14 protein-coding genes are annotated in these 16,208 nt (G+C 61.3%); 5 read left to right on the plus strand and 9 right to left on the minus strand.

Translation table 11 applies throughout. The annotated features are described in order from the left end of the window. Window positions 1-63: 63 nt before the first annotated feature. From PSH86_RS13025 to PSH86_RS13050, 6 genes are all read right to left on the minus strand, one after another. On the minus strand, window positions 64-1,344 hold the full coding sequence (locus PSH86_RS13025; RefSeq protein WP_039763167.1) for a TRAP transporter large permease: 1,281 nt from the start codon (window positions 1,342-1,344) through the stop codon (window positions 64-66). Further along, on the minus strand, window positions 1,344-1,871 hold the full coding sequence (locus PSH86_RS13030; RefSeq protein ID WP_109755128.1) for a TRAP transporter small permease: 528 nt from the start codon (window positions 1,869-1,871) through the stop codon (window positions 1,344-1,346). Before PSH86_RS13030 ends, PSH86_RS13025 begins: the two co-directional genes overlap by 1 nt. Window positions 1,872-1,945: 74 nt before the next feature. Beyond that, a complete protein-coding gene (locus PSH86_RS13035; protein ID WP_109755127.1) occupies window positions 1,946-2,914 on the minus strand; it encodes a TRAP transporter substrate-binding protein in 969 nt (322 codons plus the stop codon). Window positions 2,915-2,974: 60 nt separating this feature from the next. Continuing rightward, window positions 2,975-3,880, minus strand: a complete 906-nt coding sequence (locus PSH86_RS13040) for an SMP-30/gluconolactonase/LRE family protein (RefSeq protein WP_116832129.1) — start codon at window positions 3,878-3,880, stop codon at window positions 2,975-2,977. Window positions 3,881-3,923: 43 nt separating this feature from the next. Further along, on the minus strand, window positions 3,924-4,745 hold the full coding sequence (locus PSH86_RS13045) for an NAD(P)-dependent oxidoreductase (RefSeq protein ID WP_305490174.1): 822 nt from the start codon (window positions 4,743-4,745) through the stop codon (window positions 3,924-3,926). Between the two features lie 173 nt (window positions 4,746-4,918). Then, window positions 4,919-6,220 carry an OprD family porin gene (locus tag PSH86_RS13050; protein ID WP_163854060.1) on the minus strand — a complete coding sequence of 434 codons (1,302 nt, stop codon included), beginning with the start codon at window positions 6,218-6,220 and terminating at the stop codon, window positions 4,919-4,921. Window position 6,221: 1 nt separating this feature from the next. Here PSH86_RS13050 and PSH86_RS13055 point away from each other — a divergent pair, with 1 nt between their 5' ends. The 3 genes from PSH86_RS13055 (at window position 6,222) to PSH86_RS13065 (ending at window position 8,269) form a co-directional block, all read left to right on the plus strand. Next, window positions 6,222-6,461 carry a hypothetical protein gene (locus tag PSH86_RS13055; RefSeq protein WP_305490176.1) on the plus strand — a complete coding sequence of 80 codons (240 nt, stop codon included), beginning with the start codon at window positions 6,222-6,224 and terminating at the stop codon, window positions 6,459-6,461. A 555-nt stretch (window positions 6,462-7,016) separates the two neighbouring features. Beyond that, entirely contained in the window at window positions 7,017-7,358 is a 342-nt protein-coding gene (locus PSH86_RS13060) for a DUF6124 family protein (RefSeq protein ID WP_305490178.1), read from the plus strand. Window positions 7,359-7,648: 290 nt separating this feature from the next. Next, window positions 7,649-8,269 (plus strand): TetR/AcrR family transcriptional regulator, encoded by a 621-nt coding sequence (locus PSH86_RS13065; protein WP_305490180.1) that lies wholly within the window; start codon window positions 7,649-7,651, stop codon window positions 8,267-8,269. 144 nt (window positions 8,270-8,413) lie between these two features. Here PSH86_RS13065 and preA read toward each other — a convergent pair whose 3' ends face one another. The 3 genes from preA to hydA all read right to left on the minus strand — a co-directional run bounded on the left by preA (window position 8,414) and on the right by hydA (window position 12,676). Next, entirely contained in the window at window positions 8,414-9,688 is a 1,275-nt protein-coding gene (gene preA / locus PSH86_RS13070; RefSeq protein WP_305490182.1) for an NAD-dependent dihydropyrimidine dehydrogenase subunit PreA, read from the minus strand. Beyond that, window positions 9,689-11,056: an NAD(P)-dependent oxidoreductase gene (locus PSH86_RS13075; RefSeq protein ID WP_305490184.1), complete on the minus strand. Its 1,368-nt coding sequence runs from the start codon at window positions 11,054-11,056 to the stop codon at window positions 9,689-9,691. It abuts the gene before it with no gap. 180 nt (window positions 11,057-11,236) lie between these two features. Continuing rightward, window positions 11,237-12,676, minus strand: a complete 1,440-nt coding sequence (gene hydA / locus PSH86_RS13080) for a dihydropyrimidinase (protein ID WP_232200021.1) — start codon at window positions 12,674-12,676, stop codon at window positions 11,237-11,239. Between the two features lie 608 nt (window positions 12,677-13,284). Here hydA and PSH86_RS13085 point away from each other — a divergent pair. Both PSH86_RS13085 and PSH86_RS13090 read left to right on the plus strand, forming a co-directional pair. Beyond that, window positions 13,285-14,763: an NCS1 family nucleobase:cation symporter-1 gene (locus tag PSH86_RS13085; RefSeq protein ID WP_109755959.1), complete on the plus strand. Its 1,479-nt coding sequence runs from the start codon at window positions 13,285-13,287 to the stop codon at window positions 14,761-14,763. 151 nt (window positions 14,764-14,914) lie between these two features. Beyond that, a complete protein-coding gene (locus PSH86_RS13090; protein WP_109755960.1) occupies window positions 14,915-16,198 on the plus strand; it encodes a Zn-dependent hydrolase in 1,284 nt (427 codons plus the stop codon). Window positions 16,199-16,208: the final 10 nt, after the last annotated feature.

Raw genomic sequence — 16,208 nt, forward strand, 5'->3', positions numbered from 1 at the left:
GCCTGCTGCGCAGTCCAGCGGGAGCAAGCTCCCTCGCCACAAGGGGCTTGCTCGTCCTTGGGGTTACAACACCAGGTGCGGCAACCACAGCGACAGAGCCGGCACATAAGTCACCAGCATCAGCACCAGGAACAGCACGGCATAGAACGGCAGCAAAGCCTTGACGGTGCTTTCGATACTGACCTTGCCCACCGCCGAACCGACGAACAGCACCGCGCCCACAGGCGGCGTTATCAGCCCGATGCCCAGGTTCACCAGCATGATCATGCCGAACTGCACCGGGTCGACACCGATGCCCAGGATCACCGGCATCAGGATCGGCGTCAGGATCAGGATCAGCGGCGCCATGTCCATCACCGTGCCCAACAGCAGCAACATCACGTTGATGCACATCAGGATCACGTAGCGGTTGTCCGACAGGGTCAGGAACATCGTGGTGATCTTCGCCGGGATCTGCATCAGCGTCATGATGTAGCCGAAGCTGGCGGCGAAGCCGATCAGGATCATCACGATGGAGATGGTGCGCACCGTGCGGTGCATCAGCTTCGGCAGTTCACGCCACTTGTAGTCGCGGTAGATGAACATGGTCACGAAGAACGACCACAGCACGGCGATGGCCGCCGATTCGGTGGCAGTGAAGATGCCCGACAGGATGCCGCCGAGGATGATCACCATCGCCATCAGGCCCCAGAGGGCTTCGCCGACGATTTTCAGCGCCTGGCGCATCGGGATCACTTCGCCCTTGGGGTAGTTGCGCTTTTTCGCGAAGATCAGGCACAGCACCATCAGGCACGCGCTCATCAGCAAGCCCGGCACGATGCCCGCCATGAACAGCGAGGCAATCGAAACCGTGCCGCCAGCGGCCAGGGAGTAGAGCACCGAGTTATGGCTAGGCGGGGTCAGCAGGGCTTGCACCGAACCGCTGACGGTCACGGCGGTGGAGAAGTCCCGTGGATAGCCCTTGCGTTCCATTTCCGGAATCAGCACCGAACCCACCGAGGCGGTGTCGGCCACCGACGAACCGGAGATCGCGCCGAAGAAGGTCGAGGCGACGATGTTGACCAGCGACAGGCCACCGCGCACAAAACCCACCAGCACCCCGGCGCACGCCACGAGCCGGCGGGACATGCCGCCCTCGGCCATGATCGCGCCAGCCAGGACGAAGAACGGGATGGCCAGCAAGGAGAACTTGTTCACCCCGGATGCCACTTGGATCATCACGGCCTGGAACGGGATGTCGATCCACCACGCACCGATCAGGGCGGCGGCGCCCAACGCGTAGGCGACCGGCATGCCGATCAGGATCAATGCGATAAAACTGCCCAGCAGTATCAGAGCGTCCATTAAGCGGCACCTTCACTTTCTTCGACCAGGTCGAACTGCACGACCCGACGTTTGCTCTGGTCACCGAGCAAGAGTTTTTCCAGGACAAAAATCAGCGTCAGCAAGCCGCCCACGGGAATGGGCAGATAGGTCACGCCAACCCGCAGATCGGGCAGGGCGGCCATGAACTGGTTCCAGGTGGACATGCACAGCTTGAAGCCCCAAATGGTCATGAAGATGCAGATCAGGCCCATGAGCAACTGGGAAAAAATCGACGCCGCGGATCTCAGGTGCGGCGGCATGCGGTCGGTGAGCATGGCCACGGCCATGTGCGCACCGGCGCGGTAACTGGCGGCGGCACCGATGAAGGTGAACACCATCATCAGCAGGATCGCGGTGGGCTCGGGCCAGCTCGAACCGGTGCCCAGCACGTAGCGGGCGAATACGCCCCAGGGAATCATCAGGGAAATCGCCAGGACGGAAAGGCCGGCGACCCAGATGCACGTCATGTAGATCTTATCGTTGATACGCAGCAGCAAATTCTTCATCGGGTTCCACCGTAACCGGGCGCGCCTCGAACATCAGGCGCGCCGGGCCTTTTCATGGGTACAGAGCGGGAGGATTACTGAACGGCTTCGATTTTCTTGATCAGGTCGGCATATTTCGCGCCGTACTTTTCGCGCACCGGTGCGGTGGCGTCGTAGAAGGGTTTCTTGTCGACCGTGATGAACTCGACGCCAGCGGCCTTGAGCTTTTCTTCGCTGGCAGCGGACTTCTTGTCCCACAACACACGCTCTTCGGCCTGGGCGGCCTTCGCGGCTTTCTTGACCAACGTCTGTTGGTCCGGGGTCAGTTTTTCCCAGGTGATTTTCGACATCACGATCGGCTCTGGCAGGATCAGGTGACCGGTCAGGCTGTAGAACTTGGCGTTCTGGAAGTGGTTGTGTTCGAGCAGGGTCGGCGGGTTGTTCTCAGCGCCGTCGATCACGCCGGTCTGCAGGGCGCTGAAGATTTCGCCGGTGTCCATCGCGATGCCGTTACCGCCCATGGCGTTCATCATGTCGATGAACATCGGGTTGCCCTGGACGCGGATTTTCATGCCCTTGAGGTCTTCGAGCTTGCGTACCGGCTTCTTGGTGTAGATGTTGCGCGTGCCGCCGTCCATCCAGGCCAGGGCCACCAGGCCGAATTCGGAATTGGTGATTTTGTCGAGGATCTCATCGCCCACCGGACCGTCGATGACGTTGCGCATGTGCTGATGGTCACGGAAGATGAACGGCATGTTGAAGACGTTCACGTCCGGTACCACGGGCCCGACGATACCCAGGCTTACGCGCGAGAGCTGTACCGCGCCGACCTGCATCTGCTCGATGACTTCCTTTTCAGAACCCAGGACACCGCCCGGGAAGTACTTGAACTTCAGCTCGCCATTGGTCTCCTGGGTCAGGGTCTTGCCCATGTTTTCCTCGGCGACCACGGTAGGGTAGCCGGCGGGGTGGATGTCGGCGAACTTGAGTTCCAGGGCGTGCGCCGCCTGGGCCAGGAAGGCCAGGGGCAGGGCTGCGATCAGAAGCGTGCGTTTGAAGTTCATGGTCAATCTCCAGTCTTGTTGTTTTTTTTATGTGCTCATCCAGTGAAGCGGCAGTGCAGATCAGTTCGCGGAGTGTTTCAGTCCTCCAAACGCGGGTTCAGCCAGGCCCTTGACGCCGGGGTTGAGGGCGAACACGCCGCCGGCCAGGGATTGTGGGTCGGTGTCGTCACCGGGGCGGATCGAAGTGACGAACAGGGTGTCCAGGCGACTGCCGCCAAAGGCGCACATCGTCGGTTTTTTCACCGGCACCGACAGGGAGCGATCCAGCCGGCCATCCGGAGTGAAACGATGGATGAGGCCGGCATCGTTGGCGCAGATCCAGTAGCAACCCTCGGCGTCCACTGCCGCGCCGTCCGGGCGACCGGCCAACGGCAGCATGTCGACGAACAGCCGCCGGTTGGACGGCGTGCCGCTGTCGATGTCGTAGTCGAAGGCCCAGATCTGTTGCACCAGCGGGTGTGAGTCGGAGAGGTACATCGTCCGACCATCCGGGCTGAAGCCCAGGCCATTGGGCACGATGAAGCCGCTCAGTTGCGCCTCGACCGGGCTGCGTTGCCCGGCCTCATAACGGTACATCCGGCCTTCGTCGGCGTTGGCCCCCATGTTCAGCACCATGCTGCCGGCCCAGAAGCGGCCCTGGCGGTCGCAACGGCCATCGTTGAGGCGCATGTCGGTGCGGCTGTGTTCGACGCTGGCACAGAGTTCACTGTCCAGGCTGCCGTCGTCATGGGGGTACAGGCGAAAGAAGCCGCTCTCCATGCCGGCGATCCAGCCACCGTCCTGGTGACGGGCCAGGCAGGCGAGCATTTCCGGGGCTTCCCAGCCCTTGAGTTGGCCGGTCCCGGCGTTCCAGCACTGCAGGCCGCCACTGGGAATATCCACCCAGTACAGGGCGTTTTCCTCGGGCACCCACACTGGGCTTTCCCCGACGGCGTTGCGTGCATCGACAATCAATTCGGCTTGCATGGTGATTCCCTTGTGCGTTCGTATCCCATGAAAAACAGGCGAATCAGTCGTCGAACGGGCCGGCCGCTACAAAGGCTCCGCCCTGGTAGATCCTGGCCGGGTCATCGGCGGCCGGCATTGGCTGCGCTTCGACCTTGGCGCGGAAAATCTCGGAAGTGTCCTTGGGCTGGTAGCCCAGGTGCGCGGCCTGGCTGTTGTCCCACCAGACGTCGCGGTTGGCGGACATGCCGTAGACCACGGTGTGTCCCACGTTCGGGGTGTAGAGCGAGCACTCGATCAATTGCGTGAGGTCGTCGTAGCTCAGCCAGGTGCTCATCATTCGGCGGTTCTGCGGTTCGGGGAACGACGAGCCGATGCGAATGCTCACGGTTTCGATGCCGTAGCGATCGAAGTAGAAACTGGCCACGTCCTCGCCGTAGGACTTGGACAGGCCGTAGTAGCCATCCGGGCGGCGAGGAGAGAGGGCGTCGAGGGCCTCGTCCTGTTTGTAGAAGCCGATGACATGGTTGGAGCTGGCGAAGATCACCCGCTTGACGCCGTGTTTACGCGCGGCTTCATAGATGTGGAACACGCCACTGATGTTGGCGCCGAGGATCTCTTCGAACGGGCGCTCCACCGAAACACCGCCAAAGTGCAGGATGGCATCGACACCTTCCACCAACTGGTGCACGGCCTGTTTATCCGACAGGTCGCACGGCACCACTTCTTCACTTTCGTCGATGGCCGGGGTCATGTTGGCGATGTCCGACAGGCGAATGTGGCGGGCGTAAGGCTTGAGGCGTTCGCGCAAGACCTTGCCAAGGCCGCCGGCGGCGCCGGTCAATAGCAGGCGATTGAAGGGGTGGCGAATCTGTGTCGTGGTCATGGCATTACCTGAGCAAACAATGAGAGGTGTAGTTGTTATAAGTTGTCGTACGACCGAGAGGGAATATCCTTATCCTTCCGCTACCTTGTCAACGTTTGATCGACGAACCGCTCTGGATCGGCGTCCTTGCCGCAGGTTGCCATGGGATGCGCTCATGGCTATGGGTCCTGTTGTTACAGAAGCGAGATCGGATAGCTGATGAAAATACGGTTCTCGTCGAACTCGTTGGTGCTGTAGTCGCGACGAATCGAGGCGTTACGCCATTTGACGTTGAGACTTTTCAGCGCGCCGCTTTGCACGGTGTAGGCCAGTTCGGTTTCGCGGCCCCATTCCTTACCGTCATCGACCGTAGCGGTGTGCACGTTGTCGCCGCTGATGTAGCGGTTCATCAGGGTCAGGCCCGGCACGCCGACGGCGGCGAAGTTGAAGTCGTGGCGCAACTGCCAGGATTTTTCCTTGGCGTTGTCGTAACTGGAGTTGTAGCTGTCGTTGGCCAGGGTGCCGCCGCTGGTGCCGTTGACGCGCATCCAGGCGTCATCGCCGCCGACTTTCTGCAGGCCGACGTAGAACGTGTTGCCACCGTATTTGGCCGAGAGCATGGCGAACGCGGTCTTGTTGTCCAGGTCGCCGGCCAGCGCGCTGCCGTTTTCCTTGCCGGTGAAGTAGCCAAGGTTGGCACCCAGGGTCCAGTCGCCGATGGGCTGGCTGTGGGTCAGGTTGAAATATTGCTGCTGGTAGATGTCAGACAGTTCCGCGTACCAGACGCCGACCTGGGTGCGTTTTTCGTTGAAGGCGTATTCACCGCCACCGAAGTTGAAACGGTCGGAGGTGAAGGCGCCGCGACCGTTCATGGACATGTCTTCCATGCTCGCGTCGTTGCGCGGGCTGTTGGCGCGGAACTGGCCGCCGTAGAGGGTCAAACCGCTGATCTCGGTAGAGGTCACCTGGCCGCCACGGAAGGTTTGCGGCAGGGAGCGACCATCGTCGGAGCGCAGGATTGGCAGCACTGGCATCCATTCGCCGACCTTCAGTTCGGTCTTCGACACCTTGGCCTTGAGAGCTACACCCAGGCGACCGAAGTCGTCGGCAGGACGGCCGTCATCGTGCACCGGCAGCAACTGGGTGCCCGCCGTGCCACGGCCGCCGTCGAGCTTGAGCGAGTACGTGCCCAGCACATCCACGCCAAAACCGACCACGCCCTGGGTGAAACCGGACTTGGCGTCGAGGATAAAGTTCTGGGTCCATTCCTCGGCTTTGCCCTGGGCATTGTTCGGGTTGGTGAAGTTGCGGTTGAAGTAGGCGTTACGCAAGGTCAGCGTGGCCTTGGCATCATCGACGAAACCTTCGGCGCTGGCGGTCGTTGGTAGAAAGGTGGCGAGGCTGCTGCAACCGAGCAGAAGCAGCGTGGGGCTGGCGTTGAGAAGAGTACGGCGGTTTGGACGGTGGACGGGCGAAAAACGGACACGTGTGCTCACTATGACGCTCCCTACTTTTATTGTTGTTTTTATTTGTTATACGTCGTCGTACAACATGGAGGGGATTATTTGGAAGCAACTGCTCATTGTCAACTGGCCATTATTGGAATTATCCAACTCGGGTGTGCCTCAAAGTGAGGCGTTTCAATGGATGTCGCTGGCCGAGGTCAAGACCGCAGGCCGTGGCGCCGGGCAGATGCGAGGTTTGAGAATAGCGGTGGGGTGTCTGGTTGTGCGATGACTGGTCTAAGACATTAGTCGCATGTCGGCGATCGGAAGGCTTAAGCGGGGCTCTTGTGGCGAGGGAGCTTGCTCCCGCTGGACTGCGAAGCAGGCCCCCGTTTTTTGTTTCAACGCAGAATTTCTTGGGGCGGCTTCGCCACCCAGCGGGAGCAAGCTCCCTCGCCACAGAGATGTTGTTAACCCAGGTCCCCAGTCCAACCAGGGGACTGTGTTTATCCAGATGTAGGATCGTTCGGGTTCGGGCTACGTTGTCTTGCGCCATTCCCTACAACTGCGCCAGAATCCGCCGGCTTGTGCGCCTGGGGGCCGGGGTTCTATCGTTTCCGGGTCGCTGAGGAATCGGCGATCGGGTTTGGTAGCCCGGTTTCTACATGACGCACAGCTCACTTTTTGCAGGTGCCATTCAGCATTTGTATTCAATGGTGGCCATGCGTAGGGCGCCCTCGGGCGCGCCGGTGTTCATGTGGACCGGTCTACCAACCTGCGTATGGCCGCCACCCTTCGTTTGGTAGCGAGGGTGATGGCTCCTTCAATTCCACATGAGATTTCAACTATGTTCAAAGTAACGCCTAACCCGCCAGACACCGATCCCAACTCAAAAGCCTTCGACAAAGCCGCCGACCGCATCCTCGACCACTACCTCAAGCCCAAACCCAGCAAACCCGAAGCCGAACCCGGCCAACTCTTCACCGTCGCCCATGGCGTCGACACCGAAACCCTGCTCGCCAACCTCAGCGAAAACCTGGCCTCGGCCAATGCCATGGTCAATGACCTGGCCTTCGACCTGGAAGGTCCCAGGCGCCACATTGCCCTGGGCATCCTGCAACTGATCGAACTGAGCGGACTGCTGGCGAACCGCGCGCTGGATAACGTCGAAGCACGCCAGCCGAGATAACGCAGGGGGCAACACCTGTGGCGAGGGAGCTTGCTCCCGCTGGGCTGCGCAGCAGCCCCAAATGGGCTGACGCGGTCTTTCAGGCAGATCGCATCAGCCAGTTTTACGACTGCTGCGCAGCCGAGCGGGAGCAAGCTCCCTCGCCACGAGAGTCCCCTGCGTACACATTTATCTGAACAGAACCACCGTCACATTGTGGGAGCGAGCTTGCTCGCTCCCACAGGGATCCCCAGTGTTTTCAGAAGTGGGTGAATGCTAGTCTTGATCAACGCTGTTGCCAGGGAGCCCTCATGGGCAATCACAAGATCGAGATTCGTCGCAGTAACGTCGAGAAAATCCTGCTGGCCGCCGAGAAGGTCTTTGCCGAGAAAGGCTTCGGCAGCACCGCCATGGCCGACATCGCCGCCGAAGTGCAATTGCCGCGTTCCAACCTGCATTACTACTTCAGCACCAAGAGCGAACTGTACAGCGCCGTGCTGTTCGACCTGCTGGAAGTCTGGAAACAGGACGCCTTGTGCTTCGAGATGTTCGACGACCCAAGGGTGGTGCTCAGCAGTTACATCCGCGCCAAGATGAACCACTCCCGCAGCCGGCCCTACGGCTCGAAGGTCTGGGCCAACGAAATCATCCACGGCGCCCCGACGCTGGGCCAGGCGCTGGATGCCAGCCTGTATGACTGGGCCAAGATGAAGGAAGCGAAAATCCGCCAGTGGGTGGAGGACAAGCGCATTCTGCCGGTAGAGCCCTCAAGCCTGCTCTACATGATCTGGGCCTCGACCCAGCATTACGCCGACTTCGACCATCAGATCAACATCCTCAACGACCATCAGTCGCTTTCCGACATGCAATTCGAAAAGGCGGTGCAGACCGTGACCAGTGTGATTTTGCGGGGGATTGGGTTGGAGCCTTGAGGTTTTGTGGTGAAGCTGATGGCCCCTTCGCGAGCAAGCCCGCTCCCACATTTGATCTGCAGCGAACACAATATTTGTGGACGACAGCGATCCAGTGTGGGAGCGGGCTTGCTCGCGAAGAGGCCAGTCCAGACACCCCAACCCTCAAGCCGTTACATGGTAGGGATTACGCGGATCATGGTTCCAATCCAGAAACGGCTTACCGGTGTCCACCGTCACCATCTCGATGCAGTCCTGCACCGGGCAGGTGATCTGGCACAGGTTGCAGCCCACGCATTCTTCATCGATCACTTCATATTTACGCGTGCCGTCCGCCTGCTTGAGGCTGGCGATGGCCTGGTGCGAGGTGTCTTCACAGGCGATGTGGCAGCGCCCGCAGCCGATGCAGGCGTCCTGGTCGATCTTGGCGATGACCTGGTAGTTGATGTCCAGGTACTTCCAGTCGGTGGTGTTGCCCACCGCGCGACCGGAGAACGCTTGCAGATTGGCATGGCCCTGGCTGTCCATCCAACGCGACAACCCGTCCTTCATCTCTTCGACGATGCGAAACCCATGCAGCATCGCCGCCGTGCACACTTGCACCGCGCCGCTGCCCAGGGCGATGAATTCGGCGGCGTCGCGCCAACTGCCAATGCCGCCGATGCCGCAGATGGGCAGGCCTTGGGTCTGCGGATCGCGGGCGATTTCGGCGACCATGTTCAGGGCGATGGGTTTGACTGCCGAACCGCAGTAGCCGCCGTGGGTGCTCTGGCTGCCGACGCTGGGCAGGGCGACCATGCGGTCCAGGTCGACGCTGGTGATGGAGTTGATGGTGTTGATCAACGACACCGCGTCCGCTCCACCGCGATGGGCCGCGCGGGCGGCGACGCGGATGTCGGTGATGTTCGGTGTGAGCTTGACGATCACCGGCAGCGAGCAATAGGTCTTGCACCAGCGGGTCACTTGCTCGACATACTCCGGCACCTGGCCGACCGCCGCGCCCATGCCCCGTTCCGGCATGCCGTGGGGGCAGCCGAAGTTCAATTCGATACCGTCGGCGCCGGTGGCTTCCACCAGGGGCAGGATGCGTTTCCACGATTCTTCGACGCAGGGCACCATCAACGACACGATCAACGCCCGGTCCGGCCAGTCCTTTTTCACCTGGGTGATTTCCCGCAGGTTGATCTCCAGGGAACGGTCGGTGATCAGCTCGATGTTATTGATGCCCAGCACCTCGCGATTGGCGCCGTAGTGGGCCGAGTAGCGCGACGACACGTTCACCGCCGCCGGGTCTTCCCCGAGGGTTTTCCAGACCACGCCACCCCAGCCGGCCTCGAAGGCGCGGACCACGTTGTAGGCCTTGTCGGTGGGTGGGGCGGAGGCCAGCCAGAACGGATTAGGGGCTTTGATGCCAGCGAAGACAATCGACAGATCGGCCATTTACGCAGCCTCCACGTTGAGCATCAGTTGGGCGTTGATCGCCTCGGCGGCGAGTTTGCCGTGCTGCACGGCCTGCACGGTGAGGTCCTGGTCCAGGCTGGTGCAATCGCCGCCGGCGTAGACGCCGGGAACGCTGGTGCGCAGGTGTTCGTCCACCAGGATCCGCCCTTCCTGGCGCTTGAGTTCCCGGGCCAGAGGGTCCACCAGCGCGTTGTCGTCGAAGGCCTGGCCGATGGCTTTGAAGATGGCGTCGGCAGGCAGGTCGAAGGTTTCGGCGCTGGTGACCAGCCGCCCGTTTTCCAGATGGGTACGGGAAAAGCGCATGCCGCGCACATGGCCGGCGTCATCGAGCAACACCTGCTGCGGCTGAGCCCAGGTCAATAGGCGCACCTGATTGGCCTTGGCGATGTCTTGCTCGTGCAAGGTCGCGCCCATGTCCTCGAGGCCGCGACGGTAGACCAGGTTGACGTCCCGGGCGCCGAGGCGGGCCATTTGCACGGCCATGTCGATGGCGGTGTTGCCGGCGCCGAGGACGATGCAACGGTCGGCCAGCGGCAACTGGCTGAGGTCGTCGGCCTGGCGCAGTTCGCGGATGTACTCGGTGGCGGGTAGCAGCCCCGGTGCCTGTTCGTCACTCAGGCCCAGTTGTTTGCTGGCGGCCAGGCCGAGGCCGAGGAACACCGCGTCGAATTGCTGATGCAGGTCGCTCAGGCTCAGGTTCTCGCCAAGTTTCTGGCCATGGCGGATTTCGATGCCGCCGATGTCCAGCAGAAAGTCCAGTTCGCGCTGGGCGTAATCGTCCACCAGTTTGTACTTGGCGATCCCGTATTCGTTGAGGCCGCCGGCTTTCTCACGGGCTTCGAAAATCACCACGTCATGGCCATGCATCGCGCTGCGGTGCGCACACGACAACCCCGCCGGCCCGGCGCCGACCACGGCGATGCGCTTGCCGGTGGCGGCGGCCCGTTGGAACGGGTGGCCGCTGAAGTGGGCGTTGTCCACCGCGTAGCGCTGCAATGAGCCGATCAACACCGGTGCGCATTCATGGGCGTTGTTACGCACGCAGGCCTGCTGGCACAGGACCTCGGTGGGGCAGACGCGCGCGCAACTGCCGCCGAGGATGTTGGCCGAGAGGATTTTCTGCGCCGCGCCTTGGACGTTGTCCTGGTGGATGTTGCGAATGAACGAAGGAATGTCGATCTCGCTCGGACAGGCGTTCACGCAGGGCGCGTCGTAGCAATACAGGCAACGGGACGCTTCCAGGTGGGCCTGGCGCGCATTGAGTGGCGGCGCCAGGTCGCTGAAGCGGGCGGCGAGGGTGGCCGGGTCTTCCTGGGAATGGGGGAGGTGACTCAAGGGCTGGATCATGTAATGAGCCTCACGGTGTTTGAGGTGCTGCCTCTGGTGGGCAGTGGTTTTTTTCGGTGTCTGGACTAGCCTCATCGCGAGCAGGCTCGCTCCCACACTGGATTTCGGGTGAGCGCGAAATCTGTGTGCACAGCAGGCCCTGTGGGAGCGAGCCTGCTCGCGATAGGCCGGAGGCCGCTCTCAGCGTTCCACGGCAACCGGCCTGTGCAACTCCGCCCGCTTACTCAGCAAATCGAACACCGCCGGATACGCCGGCCGTTCGATGTAGCGCCCGGCACCGCGTTCGGCACGCAGGTCGCCATCGGCCCAGACCAGCCGACCCTGGCTGATGGTGTGGCTGGGTACGCCGCGTACGGTCTTGCCTTCGAAGATGTTGAAGTCCACCTGCTGATGATGGGTCTTGGCGGAAATCGTGCGGCTGCCCTGCGGGTCCCAGAGCACCAGGTCGGCATCGGCGCCGACGCGGATCGCGCCCTTGCGTGGGTAGAGGTTGAAGATCTTCGCGGTGTTGGTGGAGGTGAGGGCGACGAAGTCCTGCATCGACAATTTGCCGCTGTTGACCCCTTCGTCCCAGAGCACCGCCATGCGGTCTTCGATCCCGGCGGTGCCGTTGGGGATCTTGCTGAAGTCGTCGCGGCCGGCGGCTTTTTGCTCGGCGCAGAAGCAGCAGTGGTCGGTGGCGGTGGTGTGCAGGTTGCCCGACTGCAAGCCGTGCCAGAGTGCTTCCTGATGCCCGCGTGGGCGGAAGGGCGGACTCATCACGTAGCCGGCGGCGGTCTGCCAGTCCGGGTCGCGATAGACGCTGTCGTCCAGCAGCAGATGCCCGGCCAGCACTTCACCGTAGACCGGTTGGCCCTTGCTGCGGGCGTAGGTGATTTCGTCCAGGGCTTCTTTGGTAGACACGTGCACCAGGTACAGCGGCGTGCCCAGGGTCTCGGCAATGCGGATGGCGCGGCTCGCGGCTTCGCCTTCCACTTGCGAGGGCCGCGACAGCGGATGGGCTTCCGGCCCGGTGATGCCCTGGGCCAGCAGCTTGCGTTGCAGGTGGTAGACCAGCTCGCCGTTCTCGGCGTGCACGGTGGGCACCGCGCCCAATTCCAGGCAGCGCTCGAAGCTCGCGACCAAGGTGTCGTCGGCGGCCATGATCGCATTCTTGTAGGCCATGAAATGCTTGAAGCTGTTCACCCCGTGGTGGCTGACCAGCTCGGCCATTTCTTCGCGGACCTGTTCGCTCCACCAGGTGATCGCCACGTGGAAACCGTAGTCGCTGGCGCTTTTCTCGGCCCAGCCGCGCCATTGATGAAAGGCTTCCATCAGCGACTGCTGGGGGTTGGGAATCACGAAGTCGATGATCGATGTAGTGCCCCCGGCCAAGCCCGCTGCCGTGCCGCTGAAGAAGTCTTCACTGGCGACCGTGCCCATGAACGGCAACTGCATGTGCGTATGGGGGTCGATGCCGCCGGGCATCAGGTATTGACCACTGCCATCGAGCACTTCGACGTCGGCGGGAACATCCAGGTTGTCACCAATGGCCTTGATCACGCCGTCGGCGCAAAACACATCGGCGCGATAACTTTCATCATGGGTAATAACGGTGGCGCCACGGATCAACAGAGACATTCCGAGTTCCTCGCAGGCATGACCGACTGTTGCCGGTTCTTTATGTTTTATCGATCACGGTAGGTAAAGTCGTGCCGGTTTATATTCTTGTCACTACTGTCAGGATTAGAAGCTAGCTGGAGTTATTGAAATGAGCAAGATTATTTTTTATAAGCTTATTCGTTAATTAACTTATTGAAATTAAAGAAATAAATTATTAAATCACCAAAATGGTGAGCCTGCTCACCATTTTGACGCACTTGACAGGATCGTTATTTGAGCGAGATTTGTCATGGTAAATCAGCGGCTTGAAAGTGCTGGAAGTGCGGTCTAGACGCCTCGCGTTGATCCGGGGTGCACCACTTTGAATCTCTCGCTCGACAGGGCGTGAAGGTCATCTAGCCTCAAGGGCGACAAGCAGGGATTGAAACAAGGCAATCACGTGGCTTTAAAACGTTAAACATCAAAAGGTTGAAAGGGTTATATCGATCATCCGGTCAGCTCGACGCATTATCCGGCACGGTTATTGAGTGCCGTCGTGGGTCTGGCGGGGTGGTCGGTAGCACGCGTGCAAGTACTCCGGCCATCGCCAGTCGATGAGCAAAAATAATGAAAACAGTGGAGCGGACATGACCAGATCAACAGTGACTGAGCGCGACGGATTGTTCGAGCTTGAAGCCGGCAGCGACGTCCTCGACAGCCCCCGTTACAACCACGACATCGCGCCGACCAAGGTGCACGAGCGAACCTGGAACAAATGGCACATCACCGCCCTGTGGGTCGGCATGGCGATCTGCGTGCCGACCTACACCCTCGGTGGCGTGCTCACCGCCTACTTTGGCCTGACGGTGGGCGAGGCGTTGCTGGCGATCCTGTTTGCCAACATCATTGTGCTGATTCCCTTGACCCTGAACGCCTTCGCCGGAACCAAGTACGGCATTCCGTTTCCAGTGCTGCTGCGCTCGTCCTTCGGTGTCATCGGCTCCAACGTCCCGTGTCTGATTCGCGCCCTGGTAGCGTGTGGCTGGTTCGGCATCCAGACGATGTTCGGCGGCCTGGCGATCCACCTGTTTCTCGGCTCGGTGTTCGACGGCTGGAAGAGCCTCGGCGGAACCGGCGAGGTGATCGGCTTCATGGTGTTCTGGGTCATGAACCTGTGGGTGGTGTTGCGCGGTGCCGAGTCGATCAAATGGTTGGAAACCCTGTCCGCGCCGCTGCTGGTGCTGGTAGGTGCCGGCCTGTTGGTGTGGGCGTTGCCGAATGTCTCGTTGACTGAATTGATGGCGGTCCCGGCCAAACGCCCAGAGGGTGCCAGCGTGATCGGTTACTTTCTTGCCGGGCTGACCGCCATGGTCGGTTTCTGGGCCACGCTGTCGTTGAACATTCCAGATTTCAGCCGCTACGCCAAGAGTCAGAAAGACCAGGTCGTAGGGCAGATCATCGGCCTGCCGCTGACCATGTTCCTGTTCGCCTCCCTCGGGGTGGTCATGACCGCCGCCTCGGAAAAACTGGTGGGGGTGACCGTTTCCGACCCGGTGACCCTGATCGGGCACATCCAGAGCCCGGTGTGGGTGGCGCTGGCCATGGTACTGATCATCGTCGCCACGCTCTCGACCAACACCGCCGCCAACATCGTCTCGCCCACCAACGACTTCCAGAACCTGGCGCCGAAACTGATCGGCCGGACCAAGGCCGTGATGCTCACCGGCCTGGTGGGGTTGGCGCTGATGGCCCATGAACTGCTGAAAAAGCTTGGCCTGATCGTTTCCGAGGTCAGTCTGGAGTCGGTCTATTCCAACTGGCTGCTGGGCTATTCGAGTCTGCTGGGGCCGATTGCCGGGATCATGGTGGTGGATTATTTCCTGATCAAGAAACAGCAACTGGACCTCGCCGGCCTGTACCGCGACGACGTTTACCCGGCGTGGAACTGGAACGGTTTCATCGCCTTTGGCGTGCCGGTGGTGCTGACATTGCTGTCCCTGGGCAGCGATGCGTTCAGTTGGTTCTACAGCTATGGCTGGTTCACCGGCTCGGCGTTGGGCGGGGTGATTTATTACGGGTTGTGCGGTATGCGAGCGAGCCCGTCCGTCGCTAAAACTGCGGTGTGAAGGCGGGCCTCATCGCGAGCAGGCTCGCTCCCACAGGGGGATTTGCTGTGCACACAGATTTTGCATCCACCCCAATCCAGTGTGGGAGCGAGCCCGCTCGCGATAGCAGCCTCAAGACACCAACAAAATGCCTGAAAAAATGGAGATCCCCATGAACGCCGCCATCGACGTCCTGCAATCCACCCACCAGCACATCAACCGCGACCGCCTGTGGCAATCGCTCATGGACCTGGCCCAGCTCGGTGCCACGGTCAAGGGCGGTGTGTGTCGGCTGGCCTTGACGGATCTGGACCGCCAGGCTCGCGACCTGTTCGTGCAATGGACCCAGGCGGCGGGCTGCACCGTCAGCATCGATGCGGTGGGCAATATCTTCGCCCGGCGCCCAGGGCGCAATCCGAACCTGCCACCGGTGATGACCGGCAGCCACATCGATACCCAGCCCACCGGCGGCAAGTTCGATGGCTGCTTTGGCGTACTGTCCGGGCTGGAAGTGCTACGTACCCTCAATGATCTGAACATCGAAACCGAGGCCCCCCTGGAAGTAGTGGTGTGGACCAACGAAGAAGGCTCGCGCTTCGCCCCGTGCATGATGGGCTCCGGGGTGTTCGCGGAAAAATTCACCCTCGAAGAAACCCTGGCCAAGGTCGACGCCGAAGGCATCACCGTCGGCCAGGCGTTGAATGCCATCGGCTATGCCGGCACGCGCCAGGTCAGCGGGCACCCGGTGGGCGCATATTTCGAGGCGCACATCGAACAGGGGCCAATCCTGGAAGACGAGGGCAAGACCATCGGCGTGGTCATGGGCGCCCTGGGGCAGAAATGGTTCGACTTGACACTGCGCGGTGTGGAAGCTCACGCCGGCCCGACCCCGATGCACCTGCGCAAGGACGCCCTGGTGGGCGCTTCGATCATTGTCGGCGCCGTCAACCGCGCCGCCCTCGGCCATCAACCCCATGCCTGCGGCACGGTCGGTTGCCTGCAAGCCTATCCGGGCTCGCGCAATGTCATCCCCGGTGAAGTGCGCATGACCCTGGATTTCCGTCACCTGGAACCGGCACGCCTGGATTCGATGATCGCCGAGGTCAAGCAAGTGATCGAAGACACCTGCCGCCAGCACGGCCTGACCTTCGACTTGAAACCCACCGCCGATTTCCCGCCGCTGTATTTCGACCAGGGCTGCGTCGACGCTGTACGCGGCGCGGCCCAAGGGTTGGGCCTGTCCCACCTGGACATCGTCAGCGGTGCCGGTCATGACGCGATCTTCCTCGCCGAACTGGGCCCGGCCGGGATGATCTTCGTGCCCTGCGAAGGCGGCATCAGCCACAACGAAATCGAAAACGCCGCCCCGGATGACCTCGCCGCCGGCTGTGCGGTGCTGCTGCGGGCGATGCTGGCCGCTTCACAGGCGATTGCCGAGGGGCGCATGGCGGCGTGAAGGGCCGATG

It is taken from the genome of Pseudomonas sp. FP2300 (assembly GCF_030687595.1).
Classification (GTDB): domain Bacteria; phylum Pseudomonadota; class Gammaproteobacteria; order Pseudomonadales; family Pseudomonadaceae; genus Aquipseudomonas; species Aquipseudomonas bijieensis.